Below are 26,504 nucleotides of genomic sequence, written 5' to 3'. Positions count from 1 at the left end.
TATTGCTGTTCATCTTATTGTTCAGGCCGGGCTGGCGGCGTCCTTCATTTGCTGTTCCGTTACGCGCCGGGCTGCTGCTGCGGCATATTTCTGGGCGATGACGGCGCAGACCATCAGCTGAATCTGGTGGAAGAGCATCAGCGGAAGCACGATCGCACCAATCGACTGGCCGGCGAAGATGACGTTTGCCATCGGCACGCCACTTGCCAGGCTCTTCTTCGAGCCGCAGAAGGTGATGGTGATCTCGTCGGACTTGTCGAAGCCCAGCCAGCGGCTGCCGAACATCGTCAAAACAAGCACAAACGCCAGAAGCACGACGTCGGCGACGACGACAACGGCGATGTCGGCAATCGAGAAAGTGTGCCACAGTCCTTCGACGATCGCCGTCGAGAAGGCGAGATAGACCACCATCAGGATCGAGCCGCGGTCGACCGGCATCAGGATCTTCTTCTTGGCGCGAATCCAATCGCCGATCCAGGGCTGCAGGATCTGGCCAACGATAAAGGGGGCAAGCAGCTGCAGCAAGATCTGCTGAAGCGCGTCGAAGGCGAAGCCGCCATGGCCGCCGACGGAAAAGAGCAGGCCGACCAGCAGCGGCGTCAGGAACATGCCGAAAATGTTCGAGGCTGAGGCCGAGCAGATCGCGGCGGGCACGTTGCCGCCCGCCATTGAGGTGAAGGCGATCGACGACTGCACCGTCGACGGCAGCACGCAGAGGAAGAGAATGCCGAGATAAAGCGGCCGTGGCAGGATCGCGTCGGGGATGAAGCCGAGCCCGAGCCCGAGCAGCGGGAAGATGCCGAAGGTCGTCAGCAGGATGATCAGATGCAGCCGCCAGTGCAGCAGACCAGCAATGACGACGTCACGGGAAAGGCGCGCGCCGTGCAGGAAAAACAGCGCCGCGATGGCAATATGGGTGGCGATGCCGAAATAATCCGCAAAACTGCCGCTCGCCGGAAACAGGGAGGCGAGGATGACGGTGCAGGCGAGCAGGATTGTGAACGTATCGGGCAGAAAGCGGCGCATGGCGGTCTCGCGACGAAAGGAACTAGCCATTGTTCTCTCCTTCATTATGAAGCAGGATGCAAGGAATAACAGTTATCGGGAAACCGGATATCATGATGGATCTTTCGCAATTGCGCAGTTTCGTCGCCGTCGAGCAGATGGGCAGTTTCACGCTCGCCGCAGAAAGGCTGGGCCTCGGGCAGTCGACGGTCAGCCAGCACATCCAGCGGCTGGAGGCCGCACTTGGGCGCAAGCTGCTGGCGCGCGACACGCACAAGGTGATGTTGACCGGCGATGGCGAGGCGCTGCTTTCGCATGCGCGCGCCATGCTTTCGATCGAGGGGCAGGTGCAGGCGCTGTTCAAGAGCACCAGCCTGCGCGGCAGCCTCCGGCTCGGCGTCTCGGAGGATTTCGTCACCAGCCAGCTGCCGGCGGTGCTGGAGGATTTCGTTCGTTCGCATCCGTCGGTCGACCTGGAACTGACCGTGGCGCTTTCAGGCGTGCTTTATGAGATGCAGGACAATGGCGAAATCGATCTGGTGCTCGCCAAGCGCCGGCTTGGCGATGCGCGCGGAAAACTGGTCTATCGCGAGCCGCTCGTCTGGCTGGCGCGCGATCCTGAACGAGTGCTCGCCTCCGGCCCATTGCCGCTGATCGCTTTTCCGCCGCCGAGCGTCACGCGGGCGATCGCTTTGGAAGCGCTCGGGCGAAACCGAGTGGCATGGCGGATCGTCTGCACCTGCGGCAGCCTGAGCGGGCTGACGGCAGCAGCGCGGGCGGGAATGGGTGTGCTGGTGCAGCCGCGCAGTATGGCTCCTTCCGGACTGAAAGAGATCGCCGCGGGAAAACTGCCGGTGCTCGAGGACGTGGAATTCGTCTTGGTGCCGCGTAGGGGCGCGGATCAGGTGCTGGTCGCGGCGCTGTCCGACGATATTCTGCAAAAGGTAAGGGGGTTGAGGTCCGCATGACCCATCGCCGTCACCGATCAGGAAAGCCCTACCGGGCGGCGCTCAGGCAGCCAGACACCTCAGGAAACCATCCACGTCAGCTTCTGTGGTCGCGAAGCTGGTGACGAGGCGGATCAGGGTTTCGTTTTCGGAAACGAGTTCCGACGTTGCCGCAGGCGCTGGCCATTCATAGAATTTCGCACCTTTTTCCTCTGCGGTTCTAGCAGCACTCCTGCTGATGACGGCAAACACCTCGTTGGAGGCGGTCAGCCAGGCGAGGCGCCCGGCGCTGCTGGCGGCAATACCGGCGCGTAAGCGGCTGGCCATGGTGTTCGAATGGCGGGCGAGATCGAGCCAGAGGCCGTTTTCGAAATAGGCATCGAACTGGGCGGCGATGAAGCGCGACTTGGAGAAATGCTGGGCGGCGCGTTTGCGGATGAAAGGCATTTCCTTTGCCTGGTCCGGGGTGAAGAAGACGATCGCTTCCGCGCACCAGCAGCCGTTCTTGGTGCCGCCGAAGGATAGCATGTCGACGCCGCGCTTCCAGGTCATTTCGGCTGGGGTGGCGCCGAGGGCCACCAATGCATTGGCGAAGCGGGCGCCATCCATGTGGAGCGGCAGGTTGCGCTTCCTCGATATGGCGGCGATCTCGCCGATCTCCGGCAGCGAATAGACGGTGCCGATCTCGGTCGCCTGGGTGATGGTGACAGCGCTGGCGCGGCCATGACGAAGGGCATCCTCGGGGAAGTGGGCGATCTTTGCCGAAAGCCTGGCCGGATCGATCTTGCCGGCTTCGCCGTCAACGGCCATTAGGCGGGCGGCGCCGGAGAAGAATTCCGGCGCACCGCATTCATCTTCGATCACATGGGCTTCCGAATGGCAGAAGGTAATCCCGCCGGGCCGCTGGACGCTCGCCAGCGCCAGCGAGTTGGCGGCCGTGCCGGTGGCGACGAAGAAGACGGAAACCTCACGCTCGAAGATCTCTGAGAAGCGGGCCTCGACCTTTTTGTCGAGATCGCCGGCGCCATAGGCAGGAGCGAAGCCGGCCGATTCCGCGAGCAGGCGTTCGGCAATGGATCGGTGGGCGCCAGCCCAATTATCGGAAGCAAAGAACATGGCGGAGACCGTGGGGAGTGGAAGGAGCTGGGAGGTTCGCAGCGGACCTTACGCCAAAGCTTCACGGGATCAAGGTTGTCGCCCCCGACACATCACGAAAATTGAATTACGCAATCAATAAAAAGAATAGGGCTTATATGCGTAATTTTATTTCTCCATTGTGGATTATCTGGCAATCTTCCGTCGCAAAATCACGATTTTTGACGTGACGCTCTTGCGGACCGAGATCGTTTCTGGCATGGAACTGATGAATTAGGGCAGTGTTGCTGTCCTATTTTGGCCCTTGCGGCCGAAGAGGCGCCGAAAACCCTGGCAGCGACGGGCTTTCACGCTATAGTTCTTCCAAGCGTCAAGCCCCAGGCGGCGCGCGGAGGCGAATGGCAGGCGCGGAACGCGGCGGTTTGCTTTCCCTTAAAGCAGATGTCTGCGGCCGATCTTCACAATGCAACAGCGCTGTCATGCGACGGACCTGTTTTCGGGTTGCGGCGCAAGACGAAAAGCCGCCCGCGGCCCCGCGGGCTTCGACAGGAGGAAAGACGATGACGAAGACGCCATCCATGGAGTTTGACCGGTTTGCCGCTGCCGAGGCGCGCGCGACGGCCAAGACGTCCAAATCCGCTTCCGGCCTGCCGAAGAAGCAGGGGCTTTACGATCCTGCCAACGAGCATGACGCTTGCGGCGTCGGCTTTGTCGCGCATCTGAAAGGCGAGAAGTCGCACCAGATCGTCAAGGACGGCCTCTTCATTCTCGAGAACCTGACGCATCGCGGCGCCGTCGGCGCCGATCCGCTGATGGGCGACGGCGCCGGCATTCTGGTGCAGATTCCCGACCGCTTCTTCCGCGAGGAGATGGCGGCGCAGGGCATCACTCTGCCGCCGGTTGGTGAATATGGCGTCGGCCATATCTTCATGCCGCGCGACGAAAAGCAGATCGAGCACTTCAAGAAGGTGATCAAGGACGTCATCGTCGAGGAAGGCCAAGTCTTCATCGGCTTCCGCGACGTGCCGGTCGACAATTCCTCGCTTTCCAAGGCGCCTGATATTGCCGCGACCGAGCCGCATCACGTGCAGGTCTTCATCGGCGCCGGCGAAGATGCCGAAAACAACGATGAGTTCGAGCGCCGGTTGTTCACGCTGCGCAAGGTGATCTCCAACCGCATCTATGACGAGTTCGAGGGCGAGGAGAGCAATTTCTATCCGGTATCGCTGTCGTCGACGACGGTGGTCTACAAGGGCATGTTCCTGGCCTATCAGGTCGGCGCCTATTATAAGGATTTGGCCGACCCGCGGTTCGAAAGCGCGGTTGCTCTCGTGCACCAGCGCTTTTCGACCAACACCTTCCCCTCATGGAAGCTCGCGCACCCCTATCGCATGGTCGCCCATAACGGCGAGATCAACACGCTGCGCGGCAACGTCAACTGGATGGCGGCGCGACAGGCCTCGGTCTCTTCGCCGCTGTTCGGCGAGGACATCTCCAAGCTCTGGCCGATTTCCTACGAGGGACAGTCGGACACGGCCTGTTTCGACAATGCACTGGAATTCCTGGTGCGCGGGGGTTACTCGCTGGCGCATGCGGTGATGATGCTGATCCCGGAAGCCTGGGCCGGCAACCAGTCGATGGCGGCCGAACGCAAGGCCTTCTACGAATATCACGCCGCGCTGATGGAGCCGTGGGACGGACCGGCTGCCGTCGCCTTCACCGACGGCAGACAGATCGGCGCGACGCTCGACCGCAACGGCCTCAGGCCGGCGCGCTATCTCGTGACCGATGACGACCGCGTCATCATGGCATCCGAGGCCGGCGTGCTGCCGGTTCCTGAGGAGAGGATCATCCAGAAGTGGCGCCTGCAGCCGGGCAAGATGCTGCTGATCGACATGGAAGAAGGCCGCATCATCTCCGACGACGAGGTGAAGTCGAAGCTTGCAACGGCGCATCCCTATCGTAACTGGCTCGACCGCACCCAGCTGATCCTCGAAGAGCTGAAGCCGGTGGAGCCGCGGGCGCTGCGCCGCGACGTGTCGCTGCTCGACCGCCAGCAGGCCTTCGGCTACACGACCGAGGACACCAAGATCCTGATGTCGCCGATGGCGACGACTGGTCAGGAAGCAATCGGCTCCATGGGCACGGATACGCCGATTTCGGCGATGTCGGAAAAGCCGAAGCTGCTCTACACCTACTTCAAACAGAACTTCGCGCAGGTGACGAACCCGCCGATCGATCCGATCCGCGAGGAGCTCGTCATGAGCCTCGTCTCCTTCATCGGCCCGCGTCCGAACATTCTCGATCACGAAGGCATGGCAAACGCCAAGCGCCTCGAAGTGCGCCAGCCGATCCTGACCAATGGCGATCTCGAAAAGATCCGCTCGATCGGCCATACGGAAGACCGCTTCGACACCAAGACGCTCGATTTCACCTATGATATCGAGCGCGGTGCTGCCGGCATGCCTGAGATGCTCGACCGGCTCTGCGAGCGCGCGGAGGCGGCCGTCAAGGGCGGTTACAACATTATCGTGCTCTCCGACCGCCAGATCGGCCCTGATAGAATCGCCATTCCGGCCCTGCTGGCGACGGCTGCCGTGCACCATCACCTGATCCGCAAGGGGCTTCGCACCTCCGTCGGTCTCGTCGTCGAGACGGGGGAGCCGCGCGAAGTGCATCACTTCTGCCTGCTCGCCGGCTACGGCGCCGAGGCGATCAACCCTTATCTCGCCTTCGACACACTGCTCGACATGCATGCCAAGGGCGAGTTTCCGAAGGAAGTCGATGCATCCGAAATCGTCTACCGCTACATAAAGGCGGTCGGCAAAGGCATCCTCAAGGTGATGTCGAAGATGGGCATCTCGACCTACCAGTCCTATTGCGGCGCGCAGATCTTCGATGCGATCGGCCTGTCGTCGGAACTGGTCGATAAGTATTTCTTCGGAACCGCGACGATGATCGAAGGCATCGGCCTCGAAGCGATCGCTGAAGAGACCGTTGCCCGCCACACCGCAGCCTTCGGCAAGGATCCGCTGCTGGCGACAACGCTCGATATCGGCGGCGAATATGCCTACCGCATGCGCGGCGAAAGCCATGCCTGGACGCCGGACGCGGTTGCAGCCCTTCAGCATGCCGTGCGCGGCAATGCCGAGGATCGTTACCGCGAATTCTCCGAAATGGTGAACAACTCGGCGCTGCGGATGAACACGATCCGCGGGCTCTTCAACATCAAGAGCGCCGAGGCGCTCGGACGTAAGCCGGTATCGATCGACGAGGTCGAGCCGGCCGCCGATATCGTCAAACGTTTCTCGACCGGGGCGATGTCCTTCGGCTCGATCTCCAGAGAGGCGCATACGACGCTGGCGATCGCCATGAACCGGATCGGCGGCAAGTCGAACACCGGCGAAGGCGGCGAGGAATCCGACCGCTACATGCCGCTCTCCGATGGTTCGATGAACCCCGAACGCTCGGCGATCAAGCAGATCGCATCGGGCCGCTTCGGCGTCACCACCGAATATCTGGTCAATGCCGACGTGCTGCAGATCAAGGTGGCGCAGGGCGCCAAGCCCGGCGAAGGCGGTCAGCTTCCGGGTCATAAAGTCGACGCGACCGTTGCCAAGACCCGCCACTCGACGCCGGGTGTCGGCCTGATCTCGCCGCCGCCGCACCACGACATCTATTCGATCGAGGATCTGGCACAGCTGATCTACGATCTGAAGAACGTCAACCCGACCTCCGACGTCTCGGTCAAACTGGTCTCCGAAGTCGGCGTCGGCACCGTCGCCGCCGGTGTCGCCAAGGCGCGCGCCGACCATATCACGGTCGCCGGCTTCGATGGCGGCACGGGCGCGTCGCCGCTGACCTCGCTCAAGCATGCCGGCAGTCCGTGGGAAATCGGCCTTGCCGAAACCCAGCAGACGCTGGTGCTGAACGGTCTGCGCTCGCGCGTTGCACTGCAGGTGGACGGCGGCCTCAAGACCGGCCGCGACGTCATCGTCGGGGCGCTGCTCGGCGCCGACGAGTTCGGCTTCGCCACCGCGCCGCTGATTGCAGCCGGCTGCATCATGATGCGCAAGTGCCATCTCAACACCTGTCCGGTCGGTGTGGCGACACAGGATCCGGTGCTGCGCAAGCGCTTCAAGGGCACGCCGGAGCATGTCATCAACTACTTCTTCTTCGTCGCCAACGAAGTGCGCGAAATCCTCGCCTCGCTCGGCTTCACCCGGCTCGACGACATTATCGGCGCTTCGGAGCTCCTCGAGAAGGACGAGATGCTGGCGCACTGGAAGGCGAAAGGCCTCGATTTCAGCCGAATCTTCCACAAGGTCGAGGCTGCCAAGGAGGAGACTTTCTGGACGAGCCGGCAGCAGCACCCGATCGATGATATTCTCGATCGCAAGCTGATCGAGCTCGCACAGCCGGCGCTGACCGACAAGACGCCCGTCGCCTTCGAGGTCGGCATCAAGAACGTCGACCGTTCAGCCGGCGCGATGCTGTCGGGCGAAGTCGCCAAGCGTTACCGCCATCGCGGGCTGAAGGAAGACACGATCAATGTGACGCTTCGGGGCACGGCGGGGCAGAGCTTCGGCGCCTTCCTGGCGCGTGGCGTCACCTTCAACCTGATCGGTGACGGCAACGACTATGTCGGCAAGGGGCTCTCGGGCGGCAAAATTATCATCCGGCCGCCGGAGAATTCGCGGATCGTCGCCGAAAACTCGATCATCATCGGCAATACCGTGCTTTACGGTGCGACCGAGGGCGAATGCTACTTCCGCGGGGTGGCGGGCGAACGTTTCGCCGTGCGCAACTCGGGTGCGATCGCCATCGTCGAGGGCGTCGGCGACCATGGCTGCGAATATATGACCGGCGGTGTCGTCGTCGTGCTCGGTGCCACCGGCCGCAATTTCGCGGCCGGCATGTCGGGCGGCGTCGCCTATGTGCTCGATGAAGCCGGCGATTTCGCCAGCCGCTGCAACATGGCGATGGTCGAACTCGAGCCGGTGCCGGAGGAGGACGACATGCTGGAGAAGCTGCATCATCACGGCGGCGACCTCATGCACAAGGGACGTGTCGACGTCTCGGGCGACATGACGCGCCACGACGAGGAGCGCCTCTATCAGCTGATCTCCAATCATCTGCACTATACGGGCTCGGCTCGCGCCAAGCAGATTCTCGACAGCTGGGCAGACTACCGTCCGAAGTTCCGCAAGGTCATGCCTGTGGAATATCGCCGTGCGCTCGAGGAAATGGAGCGTAGCAGGATGGGCATCGCCGCGGAATGATTTGAACCGGAGCATCCGCCACCTGCCGATTGCAGGTGGCGGATGACGGAAATATCTCGACGACCCGTAGCAATGACGACGGCGAAAGGCCGCCCGGATCGCGCGGTGTCCTTCAGGAGATCTGTTCCAATGACGGTCAAGACAAGCAACCCGCCCGGGACTCCGGGGACTGACGACAGACAACTGGCCGCGGTGAGGCGGTCATGAGGGTAAGGGACGAAGACATGGGTAAGGTTACAGGATTTCTGGAAATCGACCGGCAGGTGGCGAAGTATCAGCCGGCGTCGGATCGCATCCGTCATTTCCGCGAGTTCACGATCCCGATGTCGGACCCGGAAGTGCAGAAACAGGCCGCGCGCTGCATGGACTGTGGCATTCCCTATTGTCACGGCCCGACCGGCTGCCCGGTTCACAATCAGATTCCGGATTGGAATGACCTCGTCTACAACAACAACTGGGAAGCGGCGATCCAGAACCTGCATTCGACCAATAACTTCCCGGAGTTCACCGGCCGCGTTTGTCCCGCCCCCTGCGAGGAAGCCTGCACTTTGAATCTCGAGGATGCGCCGGTCGCCATCAAGACGGTCGAGCAGGCGATTGCCGACAAGGCCTATGAACTCGGTTTCATCCGGCCGCAGCCGGCGACGGTCCATACCGGCAAGAAGGTCGCCGTCATCGGCTCCGGCCCCGCCGGCATGGCCGCCGCCCAGCAGCTTGGCCGCGCCGGCCACGAGGTGCATGTCTATGAGCGCGAGACCAAGCCGGGCGGCTTGCTGCGCTACGGCATTCCCGATTTCAAGATGGAGAAGAACTTCATCGACCGCCGCGTCGAGCAGATGAAGGGCGAGGGCGTCACCTTCCATTGCGGTGTCAATGTCGGCGTCGACGTCAAGATCGAACAATTGCTGGCCGACCACGACGCCGTCCTTTACTGCGGCGGCTCCGAGACGCCGCGCGAGGCGGGCATTCCAGGCACCGACCTTGCCGGGGTGCATGATGCTATGCCCTATCTGGTCCAGCAGAACCGTCGCGTCGGACGCGAGAATATCGACAGCGCCGGCTGGCCGTCGGATCCGATCCTTGCTGGCGCCAAACATGTCGTCGTCGTCGGCGGCGGCGATACGGCTTCGGACTGCGTCGGCACGGCCTTCCGCCAGGGGGCCGTCAAGGTCACCCAGCTCGATATCCGGCCGCAGCCGCCCGAGAAGGAAGACAAGCTCGCCGTCTGGCCCTTCTGGGCGACGAAGATGCGCACCTCTTCCTCGCAGGCTGAGGGCGCCGTACGCGAGTTTCAGGTCGCAACACTCGAATTCGTCGGCGAAGACGGCGTGCTGACCGGCGTCAAGTGCTGCGAGGTCGACGAGCGCCGGCGGCCGGTTGCCGGCACGGAATTCGTCATCCGCGCCGATCTGGCCTTCATCGCCATCGGCTTCCGCGGCCCGTTCACGACAAGCGTGCTGAAGGAGCTCGAAGGCAAGCTGACGCTCAACACCGACAAACGCGGCTCGACCAACGTCGTCGCCAACGACCGCGACTACAAGACCTCGGTCGACAAGCTCTGGACGGCGGGCGACGTGCGCCGCGGCCAGTCGCTGGTGGTCTGGGCGATCCGCGAAGGCCGCCAGGCAGCGCGCGCCATCGACGAGGCGTTGATGGGCTCGACCGTCCTGCCGAACTGATCGCGTCTCATAGAGGCTGACGAAGACACGAACTCCGCCTTTCCGGCGGAGTTTTTTATTGTGTGCGGCGCGTCAGGCGGGACTTCTTTTTCCCGGTGCGACCGCTTGACGCGCCTGGGTGGGACGCAAGCTTGAAGCAATGCCGGGCGGTGAGGCTTATGCCTGACGCGGGCTCAGGAGGAGCCGCCGCGAATGATCGACAAGGATTATTCAAATGGTTTCTGCACTCGATAATACCAGGATGGTTTCGGCCCAATACGCCTTGAAGAATCTTCGTAGCTCCGACGAAAGCTCGGAGGATACGCAGAGTTCGTCGGCGGCAAGCATTCTGAGCAGCTACGGACTCGATTCGAGCTCCGCGTCGCTTCTTTCCAATCAGGCGCTGTCGGGGCTGCTCGACACGCTTTTGTCCAAGGACGACACCTTCGACGAGACCGACACGACTGGCGACAGCGCCGATGTGACCAGCGCCTCCTTCATGTCGATGCTGAAGCAGCAGTTGCAGGAAGCGGCCGCGGCCGAAGGCGAAAGCGGCAAGGCTCATGACATGCTGGCTGCGCTCGAAGCAGGCACGCTCACCATCTCCGATCCGACGCAGGGCGTGTCGATCCCCGCCTGGAACGTCGATGATCCGGATGAGGCCGACACGGAAAGCAAGGCCGGCGAGGCGATCGATATCAGCGGCTGGAGCGATTTCCTCGATGCGCATCTGGAGCGCGGTTTCGACGGCGCCTTTGTCAAGGAGAACGGCAGCTATGTCGACCAGACAAACGACAGCAATGCTTTCTTCGGGCTGATCGGCTCGAACTACTATTATCTGAGCTGGCCGCAGGCGGCATAAGAAGGCCGCCTAGCGTAGCCTTTTTATTTCACCGAGACTTCGGCCGGCGTCTTGGCCGCCGGCATGCGGTAGTCGTCGACGCGACCGACAGGTGCCGGCGTCATCTCGCCCTGCTCGACCAGGAGGTCGCGCGGCGATTTCGTCAGGGTCACTGGTGGGGGTCTTGCGCCAAGGAGCTCGGCGCCGCCGTCAAGATTGGGATCGGAGAGGCTGATCGGCACGGTGTGCTCGACCGGATTGGTCGGAAGGCCGAGACCTGGCAAATTGCTTTCGTCGAGGCGCACCAGATCGGGACTTGCCTGGGTGCCGAGAATCCGGCGGGCGGGCTTTTCCACATAGAAGGCAAGCTTGCGCCGGCCAGCCTGCGTAAGGTTGATGCCGTCGGAGGTGCGCAGGCGCACCTGCTGGCCGTTCACGTCGGAACCGGTAACGATGAAATTGCCGTTTTCGTCGACAAAACCATCCCAGATATCGACGAATTCGCCGCCGATGCTCTCGACCTGGTTGCGATAGAGCTGGTTCATCTGGACAGCATCGGCCGTCATCTGATCGGATTCGAAGGCGGGAAGACCAACCCAGAGCAGCGGTATCTTGCGGCTGGTGACTTCCTTGCCGAAAGAAAGGACACGACGGCGATATTCGGCAAACCAGCCATCGGTGCGGAACTTCTCTTTCGCGCTATCGGTCACCATCTGCTGGCGGTCATTGGCGCCGATCATGACGACGACCATTGCCGGCTTCAGCTCGTCGATCATCTTCGGCAATTGTTCCGGCCAGTCGTAATAGTCGTCGCGGACAAGGCCCGAGGAAATGTTGCCGCGGGCTTCGACGATGACGCCCGGTGAAGTCTCGAAGGCGGCGGTAAGCCCGTCGCCGAGGCCGCTGGCAAGGAAATCGCCGACGATCAGGATTTTCCGCGCGTCACCAAGCTTCTGCACGACCGGCTCTTCCTGCACGGGCGGCCGCACAGGCGACGCGGTGCGGGTATTGATCACGGCTTTCTGCGCCGGCGGGCGCTTGCGCTGCTGGCGTCTCGGCTGCTGGACATCAGGGGCCTGCGGCTCGTCGTCGAGATAGCGCCGACCCAGGAAGAAATCGAGGATCGAGCGACGCTGGTAACGCTGCTCCTGGGCTTCGGCAACACGAATGGGCGCAAGCGCGCCGAGGCATAGCGCAGCCGTCGTCAAGGCAAGCGCGAGCCAGCGGATTGGGGTTCGATCAGTTTTCGTCATAGCAGTTCCGCATCTGCCGGCATCTTGCACGCAGGGTAGGTCAGCATCCACTCCGCTTATTAGTTAGGTCACGGTTCTGCCGCTTCCAATCAGATATTGTCCGGCGTCCGCGCCTAGCGGCGAAGTGCGTTCAAAAGCGGCAACGAGGGCTCGCCGTCCGGCTGCATGCCGATGCGCTCCTGCACGGCCGATATCGCCGCTTTCGAACCCGAGCCGAAATTGCCGTCAACCTCGCCATTGTAATAGCCGAGCGTCTTGAGACGGGTCTGCAGCTCGAATTTCTCGGTGATGTCGAGCGCGCCGTCGGGACGCGGCCAGCGCTGCTGCATGCCGCCATAGCCGGCGATCTGGTCGGCCAGCAGGCCCACGGCAAGCGCGTAGCTGTCCGACGCATTGTAGTTCTTGATGGTGAAGAAGTTTGCCGTCATCAGGAAGCCGGGGCCGCCGGCTCCGGCCGGCATTTTCAGCACGGCTTTGGTGCCGCCGTCGCGGAAGGCCTTGCCGTTCGGCCGTTTCAGACCGAGCTCCGCCCATCGGGCGAGCGTATGGGTCTTGCCGGCCTGCTTGGCGGCTGCGGCGGGAACGACGACTTCGTAGCCCCAGGTCTGGCCGGTATCCCAGCCGTTCTTCATCAGGAGATTGGCCGAGGTCGCCAGCGCGTCCGGCACCGAAGTCCAGATATCGCGATGGCCGTTGCCGTCGGCATCGACAGCGTAGAGCAGGTAGCTTGTCGGGATGAACTGAGTGTGGCCCATGGCGCCCGCCCAGGAGCCGGTCATCTGACGTGCCGGCACATCGCCGTTCTGCAGGATCTTCAGCGCGGCAACCAGCTGCTTCTTGGCGAATTTGGCCCGGCTCGGATCGGCATAGGCAAGGGTTGCCAGTGCGCGCGGCACATAATGCAGCCGGTCGTCCTTGTCGAGGATTGCGCCGTAATTCGATTCCATCGACCAGATCGCCAGCAGAATGGTCTTGTCGACGCCGAAGCGCTGCTCGATCGCATTGAGCGTCCGCGCATGCTTGACGGCCATCTCGCGGCCGATCCTGACGGTGTAGGGGTTAACGCGGGAATCAATGTAATCCCAGATCTTCGAGGTGAATTCCGGTTGATAGGCCGCCTTTTCGAGCACGGTCGGGTCGGGTTCGCTCACCCCGGAAAAGGCCTTTTGATAGGTTGCCTTACTGATGCCACTCTCAGCGGCTGTTTGGTAAAAGTCCGCGATCCATTTCTGGAACCGGGAATCGGCTTTCGCGTTGTCGGGGGCCAGCCCTACCTGGGCGGCGACAACGAGGGCGAGAGCAAGACCACGAAGGGAGTTTTTGTGATTCTGGATCATCGACAGTCGTATCCGTCATCTTCAGTTTTCGGTGCAGCAGGGCATCATGTCCGCCCAGACCCGAGACTACAGGAACGGAGTCAACAAATTCTTTACCATGGCGACCCGCGGCGGTCACCATTGCAAAACAGTCGCAATTCTATACTAGTCAGACGTGAACGGCTTTATTTAAAAGGCGATTTAGTCAAAGCAGGAGGCCTGTGTGGCGCATCACAATAAAGTTCGTAAGGCAGTTTTTCCGGTGGCGGGGTTGGGAACGCGATTCCTGCCGGCAACGAAGGCTGTTCCAAAGGAAATGTTGACCGTTGTCGACAAGCCTATCATCCAATATGTCGTCGATGAGGCGCTGGAAGCCGGGATCGAGCATCTGGTCTTCGTTACCGGACGCAACAAGCACATAATCGAAGACTATTTCGACATTCATTTCGAGCTGGAACAGACACTGCGCGAGCGCGCCAAGGAGGCGGAAATCACCCTTCTTGCCGAGCAATTGCCGAAGGCCGGGACGGTAAGCTTCACCCGGCAGCAGGAACCGCTCGGCCTCGGTCACGCCGTCTGGTGCGCCCGCGAGATCGTCGGCGACGAACCTTTCGCGCTGCTGCTGCCCGATATGATCATGAAGGGCGACAAGGGCTGCATGAAGGGCATGATCGACCTTTACGGCCAGAGCGGCGGCAACATCATCGCTGTCGAGGAATGTGCCCCCGATCAGGCTCATAAATACGGCATCGTTGGCGTCGGCGAAGCGATCGGCGAAGGCTTCCGCATCACCGGCATGGTGGAAAAGCCTGCCAAGGGAACGGCACCCTCGAATTTCTTCATCAACGGCCGCTACATCCTGCAGCCTGAGATCTTCAAGATCCTCGAAACCCAGGAGCGCGGCGCCGGCAACGAAATCCAGCTCACCGACGGCATGCTGAAGCTGCTGAAGGAACAGGATTTCGCCGGCTACCACTTCCGTGGCACGACCTACGACTGCGGCGCCAAGGATGGCTTCATCCTGGCCAACGTTGCCTACGCCCTCGAACGCGCCGATATCCGCCCATCGGTCGAAGGCGGCTTCAAGGAATTGCTTGCCGGCCTGAATTAAGGTTTGCGCACATGTTGATCGAGCGCCGCGCCTCCCACCGGAGGCGCGGCGTTTAGCGTTTCAGCTTAAGGCCGACGCCGGCGCGCCATTGCTGTGAGTCGTCGCCGTCCTTGCGCGTCGTCAGCTCGTAGCCGAGCGTGCTGGTGAGATCGAGATATCGGTTGATGTTCCAGGTCAGGCCGGTCGCTGCAGTATAGACGAGCTCGTCGTTGATGGTGCTGTCGGTGGGATAGTCGCGCCATATGACGCCGCCGATCATGGTTCCGACCAGATTGTCGCGCAGCTGCTGGGTGACCGTCGTCGTCAGCGCATGCGAGACGTAGCCGCTCTCTCCGGCGGTGGTCGAGGGCTGGATGCTTGTCTGCAGGTCGAGATTGATATCGGTGCCACGGATCGGCGACCAAAGCAGGCTCGCATCGAGCGTGGCCGTATCGATCGAGGCCAGCCGGCTGTCTTTGAAATCCGCCCTTTCGTAACCGACGCCGACTTCACCCTTCAGCTTTTCGCCGAGGTCGACCTCAACGCCGGCTTTGGCGCCATAACTATGGCCTGAGCGCTCGTAACCGGCTGAGTCGCGTGTTTCGTCATAGAGGGTACGGCCGATCGTGGCCTCGATGAAGGGGATGATCGCGGGCGACAGCTCATAGCCGACGCGACCGCGCAGCGTACCGGTGGTCTGGTTGCGATCGCTCAATGCCACGGTCGTGCCGTTCGCAAGCGTGGCGTCGGAATAGATCGAACGGCTCAGCACCAGCGCCGTCGTGCCGCGCAGAATGCCGAAATCGCGCTGGATGGAGGCGCCGGCGCTGAATTCCTGCACATCGGACTGTTGTGTGGCATCGGCGATGGCGTCGGGATCATCCGTATCCTCGCGGTAGAAATTGTAGCCGGCCGTGAGGTGCGCCACCGTGTCGTCGGCAAGGTCCAGCCGGAGGTCGCCGTTGACCTTGAAAGACGGCTGCTCCTCGCCTTCGCCGCTGATATTCCTCTGCCAGGCGCCTGCCGACGTGACGGTCAGCTGGTGTCGTCCCCAGTCCGAGGTGAGCGTCGCGGCTGCATCCGTTTCGAAGAAGGCGCGCCGTTGCCGGGTATTGCCGTCCTTGGTGGTCTCGGTGTTGATGCTTTGGGTCACGCTCGGACGGAGCACGAAGGTGCCGATCGGAATGCCGGGTGTTTCTGCCGTCGAGGCACTTTCGCCAGCCCTGCGGACCGGCGGCGTCTCGTCGATCCGCGCTTCACGGGTGTTCAGTCGGCGCATGTCCTCATCGAGGATGGATCCGGTAATGTCGTTGCCGGATTGCGCGTCCGGTATGGCGGGCTTCTGCTGGGCATCGTCCGGGTTTCCCGCCGCACCCGTTGCCACAGGAGCGGTAGAAACGTCGATTTCGTCATCGAAACCGGCTGCGGCATTGTTCGTGGTGCGATTGTCCTGGCTGGCGAAGCGGCTAGCGACAGGCTGCTGTGAGGCGGACTGTGCGAGTGCCGCGGCCTGGCCGAACAGCAGGGTGCCGAACGCAGTAAAGCAGACGACACGCCTCATCGCGCGGAGCGGCGTCACACTGCTCGTCTGTTTTGGCTGGCCCATTCACTCGCCTGACATGCTTTCGGTTCTTACTCAAAGGTAAAGCCTTGTGGTTAATCATTCGTTGCCACCGGTGGGCGTTGTTCACAATTCGGAAATATCCCAGGGTGGACTCGGAAAGTGAAAAGGTCTAACGCATCTGCATGAACAAAAGAGCGGTCAAACTCGTCGAAAACAGCGTGCTCGAATCAGCAAAACGCACGGTAGAGGCCGAGAAACGCGGTCTTGAAGCGCTCGAACAGGCTTTTGACAATGGACTGGCCGGCCCTTTCACACGGGCAGTCGAGATCATCGGCGACATCTCCGGCCGGGTCATCGTTACCGGCGTCGGCAAGAGCGGGCACATCGGCGTGAAGATCGCTGCGACCCTTGCTTCCACCGGAACGCCCGCATTCTTCGTGCATGCGGCCGAGGCCAATCATGGCGACCTCGGCATGATCGGCCAGAGCGATGCGATTATCGCAATTTCGTGGAGCGGGCAGGCACAGGAACTCAAGGCGATCCTCTCCTATTCGAGGCGGTTTTCCATTCCGCTGATCGCCATCACCTATGATGAGACATCGAGCCTCGGCCTTGCCGCCGACATCGTCCTCAAGCTGCCGAAGGAGACGGAGGCCTGTCCGCATGGCCTGGCGCCGACGACCTCGGCGATCATGCAGCTTGCCATCGGGGACGCCTTGGCGGTGGCGCTTCTAGAGGCGCGCGGCTTTACCGCCACCGATTTCCATGTTTTTCATCCCGGCGGCAAGCTGGGTGCGAGCCTGATGCATGTCGCAGACATCATGCATACCGGCGAGAAGCTGCCGCTCGTTGCCAAGGGCACGCCGATGCCGGAGGCGATCACGGTGCTGTCGCGCAAGCATTTCGGCTGCGTCGGCGTGCTCGACCAGGATGGGCGGCTCTGCGGCATCGTCACCGAAGGCGACATGGCTCGGAACCTGAGCCGCAATCTTGCCGAGCTTGCCGTCGACGACATCATGACGAAGACGCCGAAGACGGTGAAACCGACGATGCTGGCGACGGCGGCCCTGGCGTTGCTCAACCAGCACCACATCGGCGCCCTGATCGTCATCGACGAGGACAGTCGGCCGATCGGGCTGGTGCACTTCCACGACCTGCTGCGGATCGGCGTCGCCTGATCAGGCCGGTTCGACCCGCAGGTCGCGGCCGTGACACGAGATCACCTTCACCTGTGTTCCCACGGGCAAATCAGGCCCCATGACCTGCCATAGCGTATCGTCGAGGCGGATGCGGCCGCGCCCCTCGCGGATCGGCTCCTGCAGCGTGGCGGTGCGTCCGACAAGACTTGCGCCGCGCTGGTTGAGGAAGGGCTCGTCGGTCTCGGCGTTGCGCAGCGTCAGCCGGCGGCCGGCAAAGGTCGTGGCCACGGCCAGAAGCGCAAAAAGGATCGCCTGAGGTTCCCAGACCCAGAAGGCGCTGTCCCAGAAGAGCAGCGACAGTGCGCCGACGATCAAGGCCGCGAGGCCGATCCAGACCAGGAAGAAACCGGGCACGATCATTTCGGCGGCGAGCAGCACGAGGCCTGCAACCCACCAGTTCCATGGACCGAGTTCCGCGATGATCTTCGCCAGCATGGCTTATCGCTCCTGATCCGGATTGAAGGGATTGGGGGCCGGCGGATTGATCGGTGGCGTAGAGCGGATCGGCGCGGGACGCGGACGCGGCGGGGGAGGCGGTGGCGGATTGCCGGCGTCACCGAAGACTTCGCGGGCGATGGCGCCGATGCCGCCGAGCGAGCTCAGGATGGAAGAGGCTTCCATCGGCATCAGCACGATCTTGGAATTGGGCGCCGAGCCGACCGAGGCGAGCGCTTCGGTGTATTTCTGGGCGACGAAATAGTTGATCGCCTGAACGTCACCGGCGGCAATCGCTTCGGAGACCATCTTCGTCGCCTTGGCTTCGGCCTCGGCCAGTCGCTCGCGGGCTTCGGCGTTGCGGAAGGCGGCTTCGCGCTGGCCTTCCGCCTGGAGGATCGCGGATTGCTTGGCTCCTTCGGCCCTGAGGATCTGCGCATTGCGCGCGCCTTCGGCCTCGAGCACCTGGGCGCGCTTTTCGCGCTCAGCCTTCATCTGGCGAGCCATCGCATCGACGAGGTCGCGTGGCGGCTGGATGTCCTTGATTTCGACGCGGGTGACCTTGATGCCCCAGGGCTGTACGGCCTCGTCGACGACGCGCAGCAGCCGGTCATTGATCGCGTCGCGATTGGAAAGCAGTTCGTCGAGATCCATGGAGCCCATGACCGAGCGGATATTGGTCATCGTGAGATTGAGGATGGCATTTTCGAGGTGGGAAACCTGATAGGCGGCCTGGGCAGCATTCAGAACCTGAAAGAAGGCGACGGCATCGGCTGAAACCGAGGCATTGTCTTTGGTAATCACTTCCTGGGTCGGCACATTCAGCACCTGCTCCATCACGTTCATCCGCGCTCCGACGCGCTCGATGAAGGGAGTGATGAGGTTGAGGCCGGGCTCCAGCGTGCGGGTATAACGGCCGAAGCGCTCGATGGTGTAGCGATAGCCCTGCGGTACGGTCTTGATCCCGGCAAAGAGCACCAGAATGACGAAGATGACCAGCACGATCACGACGATGTCGAAGCCGCCGAACAGCATGAAAAATTCCTCCCATCGGCGCATGCGCACGCGCCTCACAACTGATGTGGTGAATTAGCATGTTCTTTGCGAGGAAGAAATGACACGCGCATGCACCACCTCCAGGTGAAAAGGAGGTTCTAGGCAAGGTCTTTAGCTTCTTCTCAGACCCAACCCTGCAATTCGCGGCGGACCACCTTTTCCAGCACCTTCATGCCGTCTTCGCTATCGTTGAGGCAGGGGATATGAGTGAACTTGTCGCCGCCGTTCTCGTGGAAGGAATGCGCGGCTTGTTCGGCGATTTCTTCCAGCGTTTCCAGGCAGTCGGAGACGAAGCCGGGATTGATGACGGCGATGCGCTTGACGCCATCCTGGGCAAGCTTCTCCACCGTCTTGTCGGTATAGGGCTGCAGCCATTCTTCCGGCCCGAAGCGGGACTGGAAGGTGACCATGAAGTTTTCCTGAGTCAGGCCGAGCCGTTCGCGCAGGAGCCGGCCGGTCTTTTGACATTGACAGTAATAGGGGTCGCCCTGCTTGAAATAGGACATCGGGATGCCGTGGAAGGAGGCGAGCAGCATGTCCGGTTTCCAGTCGAGCGTCGCAAGATGCCTTTCGACGGATTGGGCGAGCGCCTCGATATAGGTCTCGTCGTCATGATAGTCCGGCACGGTGCGCAGCGCCGGCTGCCAGCGCATGGAGAGCAGCTTCTGGAAGGCCTTGTCGTTGACGGTCGCGGTCGTCGCCGCCGCATATTGCGGATAGAGCGGGAAGAGCACGATGCGGTCACAGCCTTCCTCCTTCAGCGTCTCGATGCGCGAAGCGATCGACGGCGTGCCGTAGCGCATCGCCCAGTCGACCTTGACATTTTCGAGATCCCGCAGGCGCTCGGTCATCAGTTCCGACTGGTTGCGCGTGTAGGTGCGGAGATAACTTTCGTTCTTCTCCTTGTTCCAGATCAGTTCGTAGGCCTTGCCGACCTTCTGCGGACGGGTGTTGAGCACGATGCCAAAGAGGATCGGATACCATTTCCAGGGCGACCATTCGATGACGCGGCGATCGGTCAGGAACTCCTTGAGATAGCGGCGCATCGAGGTGTAGTCGGTGCCGTCGGGCGTGCCGAGATTGACAAGCAGGACGCCGATCTTGCCTGACTTGACGGCCGGATGATCCGCCGGACGAAGTGAAATATCTGCTGTCATTCTGGCCCCAACGCTCCTTGTCCGTCGGCTGATACGCAGCCTCGAGAACATGGTTCACCCTATAGAAAGAAAAGCCGGCCCGGGAAACCCCGAGCCGGCCGATGGTGTCGAGACAAATCGTCTTACTTTGCAGGAACCTGGATCTCCTTGCCAACCGTCAGGTGGTGCGGATTCGGCTTGCCATTGGCCTCCGAAAGCTTCCGCCACAGCGTCCCATCGCCATAGAAGGTCACAGCCAGATCCCAGAAAGTGTCGCCGGCCGCGATGACGTGGGTGGAAGGCGTTGTTGCGGCGGGTGCGGAAGCCGCCGGAGCCGGTTCCGCCGCGGGCGCGGGAGCTGCCGGTGTTGCCGGGGCTGGCGCGGCCGGGGCAGGCTCGGTGGCTGGTGCGGGTGCGGCCGGGGCCGCAGGGGCAGGCGCGGGCTCAGTGGCCGGCGCAGGTGCCGCCGGCGCGGGAGCAGCCGGTTCGGCAGCGGGCGCCTGTGCCACGGTCGCGCCGACTTCGGTGACGCGGCCATCGGTATAGGGCTTATAGGGCGAATGCGCAGCGACGTAGTCGGCGGTCACATCGGCGAGATCCGGGCCGTAATCGTAAGCATTCTTGCCTTCCTTGAAGATCGAATAGCCATCGCCGCCTGATCGCATGAAGTTGTTGGTGGCGATCTTGTAAGTCTTGGCCGGATCGATTGGCGCAAAATTGTCGCCCTCCTTCACCTGAACATCGCTGACGCGGCTGCCGACAGGCTTCGACTGGTCGAACGAGAACTTTAGGCCGGCGACCTGCGGGAAGCGGCCGGCGCCCTGATCGATCTGGCTGACGCCGTTCTCGAGCGCCTTGACGACGTCCGCGCCTGTGGCTTCAAAAGTGGCGAGGGTGTTCTGGAAGGGCAGGACGGTGATGACTTCGCCCTGAGTGACATCGCCGCCGTCGATGGACGCGCGCAGGCCGCCGCCGTTCTGGACGGCGATGGTGACCCCTTGGTTTTTGGTGCGGTCAAGCATGGCGTCGGCCACCAGATTGCCCATCGAGCATTCCTTGACACGGCAGACCTTGCGGTCGCCCTCGATCGGGCCTTCGGAGGAGCCTATCACCTTTTTGCGCAGTTCCTCGATCGGTTTTGCCAGTTCGGCGACGCGGGTGACGACGGCCGGATCGGGTGTAAAGGACGAGTCGATCAGGATCGGGTCGCCCTTGGCATCCTTGACGACGCCATTATCGTCGAAATTGACGACAACGTCGCCGAGATACTTGCTGTAAGAGGCGGCCTGGACGACCGGCACCTTATAGCCACCGGGGTTGTCGACCATCGTCGGATATGGGCCTTCAGCCTTCGGATCGGTATTGGAGAGCAGACTATGGGAGTGGCCGCCGACGACGACGTCGACATCTGGAATCTTGGCGATAAAAGCGAGATCACGGGGATAGCCGACATGGGTCAGTGCAATGATCTTGTTGACGCCCTGGCCCTTCAGGTCCTGGACGGCTGATGTGATCGTCTGAACGTCATCTTCGATCGTGACATTCGGGCCAGGGGAGGAGAGCTCTGGCGTATCATTGGTGACAGCGCCGACGATGCCGATCTTCTGGCCGCCGACATCGAGCACCAGCGAGGGCTTGATGCGGTCGCCGAGCTTGGAGGCGGCGCTCGCCTTGACGTTCGCCGTCACGACGGGGAATTGCACCTTGTCGAGGAAGGTCGCAAGCCCGTCCTCGCTGTCGTCGAATTCATGATTGCCGACGGTCATGGCGTCGAACTTCATCAGGTTCAAAAATTCGGCTTCGGCCGCGCCCTTATAGGTGGTGTAGAAGAGCGAGCCCTGAAAATTGTCGCCGGCATTCAGGAGAACAACATTCTTGCCCGATAGCGCTTGGCGGCGCTGATCGATCGCGGTCTTCAGGCGGGCGGCGCCGCCGAAGCATTCCTTCTTGCCTTCCTCCTCGGCCGAGCAGGTGGAATCGAATTTGTTGATCGATTCGATGCGTGAATGGAAATCGTTGATGTGGAGAATATTAAGTTCGTAATCGGCAAAGGCGGCGCCCGCGCTCAGCGCCAGCATGGACGCGGTCAAAAGACCGAAGCTGAAAGACTTCGTCATCCCTGTTCTCCTGATTGAGGCGAGAGATCCCCCTGATCCTCGCCGATCCCTATAGTGGTGTCAGGCGGTTTCCCGCTTGCCGATGTTTCAACAAACGACGCGTAGTCGCAAGAGGGAAGCTGGGTTTGCGGCGGCGCTTTCCAAGAGGCCGCAAAACAAAAAAGCTCCCGAGTGGGAGCTTTCGCAGGGCCATATTGAAGCATTACAAACGACGTGTAAGCGTGAACTGCGAATTCGTTGCAGTCGTACAATTCAGCTGACTCGTGCCGCTCAAGGCGCAATTAACAAGGGAAGTCGTCCGCTTAACATTCGAGTAAAGGTTTATCTGAATGATTCCGTCGGGGGTGGTTGTATATGTTCCTGACGCCATCTGGGTATTCGTTCCGTCGCTGGTGCGGGTTACGAATTGTCCATTCGTGAAGGCGGAGGTCAAGCCGTTGGCATCCGTCCATTCGCCTTCAACAGAATTTGTTGCAGGCGGCGCGACTGCGATCGGTCGCTGTTGCGGTCCTGATGAAACGCAGGCGGCAAGAGTGGCCGCTGCACCGACAAGAACGAGACCAGTTCTGATTTTCATAAGGCTTCTCCCGGCGAATCGGCGCGGCGGTCACCCGCCAAGTTCGCGCAAAACATGGCGTGCGTCCGTCATGATGGCAAGGCTTGGAGCAGCGGGGGACGGCATTTATACGGCCAGCGTTACAAAAATGCCCGCCTTGCGGCGGGCATTGTCAAAATCCTGTGAGGACGATTTTCAGCGAACGAGGACGTTCCTGAACTGCCAGGGATCCTTGGTGTCGATGTCCTCGGGGAAGAGGCCAGGACGGCCGTCGAGCGGGGTCCAGTCGGTGTAGTGGCCTTCGACCGGGCCGAGATATGGCATCTGCACGTCGAGGCAGCGCTTGTAATCGATCTCGTCGGCCTCGACGATGCCGGCCTTCGGATTTTCCAGCGCCCAGACCATGCCGGCGAGAACGGCGGAGGTCACCTGCAGGCCGGTGGCGTTCTGGTAGGGCGCGATGCGGCGGGTTTCTTCCAGCGACAGGCGCGAACCATACCAGTAGGCGTTCTTCTCATGCCCGTAGAGCAGGACGCCGAGTTCGTCGATGCCGTTCTCCAGCTCGTCCTCGTCGAGTACGTGGTGGACCGGCTGCGGGGTGCCGCCGTTGCCGAACATCTCATGCAGCGAGAGCACGGCGTCGTTGGCCGGATGGTAGGCATAGTGGCAGGTCGGACGGAAGGTGACTTCGCCGTCCTTGTCGCGGACCGTGAAATAATCGGCGATCGAGATCGACTCGTTGTGGGTGACGAGGAAGCCGTATTGCGGGCCGGGGGTCGGGCACCAGGTGCGCACGCGGGTGTTGGCGCCCGGCTGCTCCAGGTAGATCGCCGCCTTGTTGCCCTTCTTATGCTTCTTGGCGTTCTTCGGCATCCACTGCTCGTGCGTGCCCCAGCCGAGTTCGGCCGGCTGCATGCCTTCGGAGATGAAGCCTTCGACGGACCAGGTGTTCCAGAAGACGTTGAGCGGCTTCGGATGCTTGGTGCGCTGGGTGTCGCGCTCGGCGATGTGGACGCCCTTGACGCCGACCTTCTTCATCAGCTTGGCCCAGCCTTCGCGATCGTGATGGTCCGGTTCGTCGAATTTAACGCCGGTATCATGGGCGAGGTTGACGAGCGCCTGCTTGACGAACCAGGAGACCATGCCCGGATTGGCGCCGCAGGTGGAGACGGCGGTGGCGCCGCCGGGGTTTTTCGCCTTTTCCTTGCGCACCGTCTCGCGCAGCGCATAGTTGGTTCGGTCGGCATTGCTCATGCCCTTGTCGAAATAGAAGCCGAGCCAGGGTTCGACGACCGTATCGATATAGAGAACGTCGAGCTTGCGGCAGAGCTTGATGATGTCGAGCGAGGAGGTGTCGACCGAGAGGTTGACGCAGAAGCCCTGGCCTTCGCCTTTCGTCAACAGGGGCTTCAGCAGCTCCTTGTAATTGTCCTTGGTGACATATTCCTGAATGTGGCGAACGCCGTGTTTCTTCAGGATCTCCATGTCGGAGGGTTCTTCGCGCGGGTCGATGACGACCATCCGGCTCTTGTCGAATTTGAAGTGGCGCTCGATCAGGGGCAGGGTGCCTCGGCCGATGGAGCCAAAGCCGATCATCACGATCGGACCGGTAATTTCGGCATATACCGGATAGTTCTGTTCCGTCATTCTTTTCTCCTGTGGAAGGGGACGAAGGCGCTCAGCCTGAAGAATTCTTGTGAGATTGCCGCAGAAATTGCGAAGTGACCGGCTCTAACCACAAAACGGCGTCACAATAAAGAGCGTTGACGGGGAAAGGCCAAATATCGGGGCGACGAGATCCGCCGAACGAAAATCATCGCTTCAGGATTTCCAGTCCTTCAATCGTCGTCGTTATCGCAAGTTCGGTGATTTCGTATTCGGCGATGCCGTGGATGGTGAAGGGATCGGCGGCGACATAGGCTTCGATCGCGGCACGGTCGCCGATGGCGAGGATCGCGCCGCCGGTGCGCGGCACCTTGCGGCCGGAGGCGAGGAACCAGCCTTTGGCGTAACCCTCCTTCACCCAAGCCATGTGCGGCTCCATGTGCCTGTCGGCCTCGTCGTTGGATTTGCGATAGGTGAGGGAGAGGATGAACATGATCAATTCCCGAGGAGATTTGCGCGGATCAGTCCACGCAGCGAGTTGCCGACATAAAGCGTGCCGGCATCGAGATCGGCAAGTGTCAGACGGCCGACGCGAGCCTTGCGCCCACAGATGAATTCGGTGCGCAGCACGCCGGCGAGCAGGCCGCAGGAGATCGGCGGAGTACGCAGAATGCCGCTTCCGTCGTCGAGAAAGATGGAGGTGATGGTGCCCTCGCAGACGTCGTCGCGCTCGTTCAAGAGGATGACCTCGTCGGCTTCCGCCTGAGCATATTCGGCGCGGGCGGTCTCGTAGACGGTGCGCCGTGTGGTCTTGACGCGCAGCAGCCTGTCGGCGGAGTGGAGGCGGGTCTTGGCGATACGGACGCTCCAAACGGTCTCCGGCGCCAGTGGGACGAACGGCGCGCTCGTCACCTCGATCTCGCCTTGCGGGTCGAAGGTCAGGCGGACGCGCAGCGGGCCGCCAGCGCCGGCGACGGCTGCTTCGAGCTTTGTTTGCGCATCGGTCGGTTGCGGAAAACCGAGTCGACGGGCGGAGCGGGAAAGCCGGGCCAGATGCAGGCGCAGACGGGTGAAGCCTTCGCCGGGCTGCCAGCGCAACGTCTCGATCAGCGAAAAATCTGTCATCGCGCGATCCACTGGTCGCCGACGGCGAAGCGGGCCTTGAGCAGGCATTCCTCATATTCGGCCTCGGCAGTGGAATCGAAGACGATGCCGCCGCCGACATTGAAGACCGCCCTGCCGGCGCCGAAAAGCGTGACGGTGCGGATGGCGACGGAAAAACGCATGGCGCCGGTCGGCGAGATCATGCCGATCGCTCCACAATAGGCATCGCGTGGGTCATCCTCGAGGGCGTGCAGGATTTCCATCGCCCGTATCTTCGGGGCGCCGGTGATCGACCCGCAGGGGAAGAGGGCGGAGAAGATATCGCGGATCGATAGACCGGGTCGAAGTCTGGCCTGCACATGGCTCACCATCTGGTGGACGGTCGGATAGGTCTCGACGTCGAACAGCTTCGGGACATCGAGCGTGCCGACCTCGGTGATGCGGGAGATGTCGTTGCGCAGGAGGTCGACGATCATGCGGTTTTCGGCCTGGGTCTTGATATCTGCCCGCATGGCCGTGATGATTTCGGCATCTTCGGCGGCGGTAGCGCCGCGTTTTGCCGTGCCTTTCATCGGATGGGTTTCGATCCAGCCTTGCTCATCTGTGCGGAAGAAGAGTTCGGGTGAACGCGACAGGATGACCGGACCGCCGAGATCGACCAATGCACCGTATTTCACAGGCTGGCGTTCGATCAGCGACCAGAAGGCGGCACGGGGATCGCCGGTCCAGCGGGCTTCGACCGGCATGGTGAGGTTCGCCTGATAGGCGTCGCCGAGCCGCAGGTGCTGGTGAAGGCGCTCGAAACGCTCTTTATATATAGGGAAATCCCAGGCGGCCTTCGGTGCGGTGAGGAATTCCTCGTTTTCGAGACGCTGTTTCGGCTGGGCAAGCGGATGTGTATCCGGCTGTGGAGCATCGAAGACGCCGAAACAGAGGAGCGGCGTTTCGCGACCTTCTCCGGCAAAGGACGCAAGTTTTTCTTCGAAGAAATATCCAGCCTCGTAGGCCATGTAGCCTGCAAGCCATTTGCCCTCGGCCTTGGCCTCTTCCATCCGAACAAGACCTGCAAAGAACTCGGCGCGCGTCCTGGCAAGGATGATCTCCGCCGGTTCGGCGAAAAGCATCACCTGACCTGAAGTATCGTCGCGGAAGAGGATAAAGGGTTCGTCGGCCACGCAACGCTTTCGGTTTGTTCTGCTCCTCATCACTCAAGATGCGATTGGGAGGGCGAGGTATTTTCCCTTC

At 61.6% G+C, this 26,504-nt stretch carries 20 protein-coding genes; 6 read left to right on the top strand and 14 right to left on the bottom strand.

All coding sequences use genetic code 11. The features are described from left to right. Positions 1-21 precede the first annotated feature (21 nt). A complete protein-coding gene (locus QWJ46_RS10430; protein ID WP_302751084.1) occupies positions 22-1,071 on the bottom strand; it encodes a bile acid:sodium symporter family protein in 1,050 nt (349 codons plus the stop codon). A gap of 47 nt (positions 1,072-1,118) precedes the next feature. Between QWJ46_RS10430 and QWJ46_RS10425 the strand changes: the two genes are divergently transcribed. Continuing rightward, positions 1,119-1,973, top strand: coding sequence for a LysR family transcriptional regulator (locus QWJ46_RS10425; protein ID WP_302751083.1), 855 nt, complete (start codon positions 1,119-1,121; stop codon positions 1,971-1,973). Positions 1,974-2,015: 42 nt separating this feature from the next. Here QWJ46_RS10425 and QWJ46_RS10420 read toward each other — a convergent pair whose 3' ends face one another. Beyond that, on the bottom strand, positions 2,016-3,068 hold the full coding sequence (locus QWJ46_RS10420) for a low specificity L-threonine aldolase (RefSeq protein ID WP_302751082.1): 1,053 nt from the start codon (positions 3,066-3,068) through the stop codon (positions 2,016-2,018). 539 nt (positions 3,069-3,607) lie between these two features. Between QWJ46_RS10420 and gltB the strand changes: the two genes are divergently transcribed. From gltB to QWJ46_RS10405, 3 genes are all read left to right on the top strand, one after another. Next, on the top strand, positions 3,608-8,329 hold the full coding sequence (gene gltB, locus QWJ46_RS10415; RefSeq protein ID WP_302751081.1) for a glutamate synthase large subunit: 4,722 nt from the start codon (positions 3,608-3,610) through the stop codon (positions 8,327-8,329). Between the two features lie 224 nt (positions 8,330-8,553). After that, positions 8,554-10,008 (top strand): glutamate synthase subunit beta, encoded by a 1,455-nt coding sequence (locus tag QWJ46_RS10410; RefSeq protein ID WP_184454991.1) that lies wholly within the window; start codon positions 8,554-8,556, stop codon positions 10,006-10,008. A 214-nt stretch (positions 10,009-10,222) separates the two neighbouring features. Continuing rightward, the gene (locus QWJ46_RS10405) at positions 10,223-10,849 is read left to right on the top strand and encodes a hypothetical protein (RefSeq protein WP_302751080.1); all 627 of its coding nucleotides are present in this window, start codon (positions 10,223-10,225) and stop codon (positions 10,847-10,849) included. Positions 10,850-10,872: 23 nt separating this feature from the next. Here the strand turns inward: QWJ46_RS10405 and QWJ46_RS10400 are convergent, their stop codons facing one another. Continuing rightward, positions 10,873-12,081, bottom strand: coding sequence for an SGNH family hydrolase (locus QWJ46_RS10400; protein WP_302751079.1), 1,209 nt, complete (start codon positions 12,079-12,081; stop codon positions 10,873-10,875). A 113-nt stretch (positions 12,082-12,194) separates the two neighbouring features. Further along, positions 12,195-13,418 carry a lytic murein transglycosylase gene (locus tag QWJ46_RS10395; protein WP_302751078.1) on the bottom strand — a complete coding sequence of 408 codons (1,224 nt, stop codon included), beginning with the start codon at positions 13,416-13,418 and terminating at the stop codon, positions 12,195-12,197. A 202-nt stretch (positions 13,419-13,620) separates the two neighbouring features. Between QWJ46_RS10395 and galU the strand changes: the two genes are divergently transcribed. Further along, positions 13,621-14,508, top strand: a complete 888-nt coding sequence (galU, locus tag QWJ46_RS10390; protein WP_302751077.1) for a UTP--glucose-1-phosphate uridylyltransferase GalU — start codon at positions 13,621-13,623, stop codon at positions 14,506-14,508. A 52-nt stretch (positions 14,509-14,560) separates the two neighbouring features. Here the strand turns inward: galU and QWJ46_RS10385 are convergent, their stop codons facing one another. Beyond that, on the bottom strand, positions 14,561-16,093 hold the full coding sequence (locus QWJ46_RS10385) for an outer membrane beta-barrel protein (RefSeq protein WP_302751076.1): 1,533 nt from the start codon (positions 16,091-16,093) through the stop codon (positions 14,561-14,563). 140 nt (positions 16,094-16,233) lie between these two features. Between QWJ46_RS10385 and QWJ46_RS10380 the strand changes: the two genes are divergently transcribed. Then, on the top strand, positions 16,234-17,229 hold the full coding sequence (locus tag QWJ46_RS10380; RefSeq protein WP_302751075.1) for an SIS domain-containing protein: 996 nt from the start codon (positions 16,234-16,236) through the stop codon (positions 17,227-17,229). On the opposite strand, the gene QWJ46_RS10375 is transcribed toward QWJ46_RS10380, so the two are convergent. From QWJ46_RS10375 to QWJ46_RS10335, 9 genes are all read right to left on the bottom strand, one after another. Continuing rightward, on the bottom strand, positions 17,230-17,685 hold the full coding sequence (locus QWJ46_RS10375; RefSeq protein ID WP_302751074.1) for an NfeD family protein: 456 nt from the start codon (positions 17,683-17,685) through the stop codon (positions 17,230-17,232). 3 nt (positions 17,686-17,688) lie between these two features. Beyond that, positions 17,689-18,720, bottom strand: coding sequence for an SPFH domain-containing protein (locus tag QWJ46_RS10370; RefSeq protein WP_285192563.1), 1,032 nt, complete (start codon positions 18,718-18,720; stop codon positions 17,689-17,691). 143 nt (positions 18,721-18,863) lie between these two features. Continuing rightward, a complete protein-coding gene (gene hemH, locus QWJ46_RS10365) occupies positions 18,864-19,898 on the bottom strand; it encodes a ferrochelatase (RefSeq protein ID WP_302751073.1) in 1,035 nt (344 codons plus the stop codon). Between the two features lie 122 nt (positions 19,899-20,020). Next, positions 20,021-21,994: a 5'-nucleotidase C-terminal domain-containing protein gene (locus QWJ46_RS10360; protein WP_302751072.1), complete on the bottom strand. Its 1,974-nt coding sequence runs from the start codon at positions 21,992-21,994 to the stop codon at positions 20,021-20,023. 202 nt (positions 21,995-22,196) lie between these two features. Then, positions 22,197-22,571, bottom strand: coding sequence for a hypothetical protein (locus QWJ46_RS10355; RefSeq protein WP_082240334.1), 375 nt, complete (start codon positions 22,569-22,571; stop codon positions 22,197-22,199). A gap of 174 nt (positions 22,572-22,745) precedes the next feature. Beyond that, the gene (locus QWJ46_RS10350; protein WP_302751071.1) at positions 22,746-24,197 is read right to left on the bottom strand and encodes a homospermidine synthase; all 1,452 of its coding nucleotides are present in this window, start codon (positions 24,195-24,197) and stop codon (positions 22,746-22,748) included. A gap of 166 nt (positions 24,198-24,363) precedes the next feature. Further along, positions 24,364-24,648 carry a YciI family protein gene (locus QWJ46_RS10345; protein WP_302751070.1) on the bottom strand — a complete coding sequence of 95 codons (285 nt, stop codon included), beginning with the start codon at positions 24,646-24,648 and terminating at the stop codon, positions 24,364-24,366. Between the two features lie 2 nt (positions 24,649-24,650). Beyond that, on the bottom strand, positions 24,651-25,280 hold the full coding sequence (locus QWJ46_RS10340; RefSeq protein ID WP_184455003.1) for an aminotransferase class IV family protein: 630 nt from the start codon (positions 25,278-25,280) through the stop codon (positions 24,651-24,653). Then, entirely contained in the window at positions 25,277-26,464 is a 1,188-nt protein-coding gene (locus QWJ46_RS10335) for an aminodeoxychorismate synthase component I (RefSeq protein WP_302751069.1), read from the bottom strand. Before QWJ46_RS10335 ends, QWJ46_RS10340 begins: the two co-directional genes overlap by 4 nt. Positions 26,465-26,504 lie beyond the last annotated feature (40 nt).

The sequence above is a fragment of the Rhizobium sp. CBN3 genome (assembly GCF_030518245.1).
Classification (GTDB): domain Bacteria; phylum Pseudomonadota; class Alphaproteobacteria; order Rhizobiales; family Rhizobiaceae; genus Rhizobium; species Rhizobium aethiopicum_A.
The sequence above is the reverse complement of the archived record's forward strand: the minus strand, read 5'-3'. Positions and strand labels throughout refer to the sequence as shown.

Bases quoted from the DNA above. Each gene is read 5' to 3' on its own strand.
- QWJ46_RS10410 (WP_184454991.1), top strand. From the start codon at position 8,554: ATGGGTAAGGTTACAGGATTTCTGGAAATCGACCGGCAGGTGGCGAAG.
- QWJ46_RS10420 (WP_302751082.1), bottom strand. From the start codon at position 3,068: ATGTTCTTTGCTTCCGATAATTGGGCTGGCGCCCACCGATCCATTGCC.
- QWJ46_RS10335 (WP_302751069.1), bottom strand. From the start codon at position 26,464: ATGAGGAGCAGAACAAACCGAAAGCGTTGCGTGGCCGACGAACCCTTT.
- QWJ46_RS10340 (WP_184455003.1), bottom strand. From the start codon at position 25,280: ATGACAGATTTTTCGCTGATCGAGACGTTGCGCTGGCAGCCCGGCGAA.
- QWJ46_RS10380 (WP_302751075.1), top strand. From the start codon at position 16,234: ATGAACAAAAGAGCGGTCAAACTCGTCGAAAACAGCGTGCTCGAATCA.
- QWJ46_RS10395 (WP_302751078.1), bottom strand. From the start codon at position 13,418: ATGATCCAGAATCACAAAAACTCCCTTCGTGGTCTTGCTCTCGCCCTC.
- QWJ46_RS10425 (WP_302751083.1), top strand. From the start codon at position 1,119: ATGATGGATCTTTCGCAATTGCGCAGTTTCGTCGCCGTCGAGCAGATG.
- QWJ46_RS10355 (WP_082240334.1), bottom strand. From the start codon at position 22,571: ATGAAAATCAGAACTGGTCTCGTTCTTGTCGGTGCAGCGGCCACTCTT.
- QWJ46_RS10350 (WP_302751071.1), bottom strand. From the start codon at position 24,197: ATGACGGAACAGAACTATCCGGTATATGCCGAAATTACCGGTCCGATC.
- QWJ46_RS10385 (WP_302751076.1), bottom strand. From the start codon at position 16,093: ATGGGCCAGCCAAAACAGACGAGCAGTGTGACGCCGCTCCGCGCGATG.
- QWJ46_RS10405 (WP_302751080.1), top strand. From the start codon at position 10,223: ATGGTTTCTGCACTCGATAATACCAGGATGGTTTCGGCCCAATACGCC.
- QWJ46_RS10400 (WP_302751079.1), bottom strand. From the start codon at position 12,081: ATGACGAAAACTGATCGAACCCCAATCCGCTGGCTCGCGCTTGCCTTG.
- QWJ46_RS10375 (WP_302751074.1), bottom strand. From the start codon at position 17,685: ATGCTGGCGAAGATCATCGCGGAACTCGGTCCATGGAACTGGTGGGTT.
- gltB (WP_302751081.1), top strand. From the start codon at position 3,608: ATGACGAAGACGCCATCCATGGAGTTTGACCGGTTTGCCGCTGCCGAG.
- hemH (WP_302751073.1), bottom strand. From the start codon at position 19,898: ATGACAGCAGATATTTCACTTCGTCCGGCGGATCATCCGGCCGTCAAG.
- QWJ46_RS10345 (WP_302751070.1), bottom strand. From the start codon at position 24,648: ATGTTCATCCTCTCCCTCACCTATCGCAAATCCAACGACGAGGCCGAC.
- QWJ46_RS10360 (WP_302751072.1), bottom strand. From the start codon at position 21,994: ATGACGAAGTCTTTCAGCTTCGGTCTTTTGACCGCGTCCATGCTGGCG.
- QWJ46_RS10430 (WP_302751084.1), bottom strand. From the start codon at position 1,071: ATGAAGGAGAGAACAATGGCTAGTTCCTTTCGTCGCGAGACCGCCATG.
- QWJ46_RS10370 (WP_285192563.1), bottom strand. From the start codon at position 18,720: ATGCTGTTCGGCGGCTTCGACATCGTCGTGATCGTGCTGGTCATCTTC.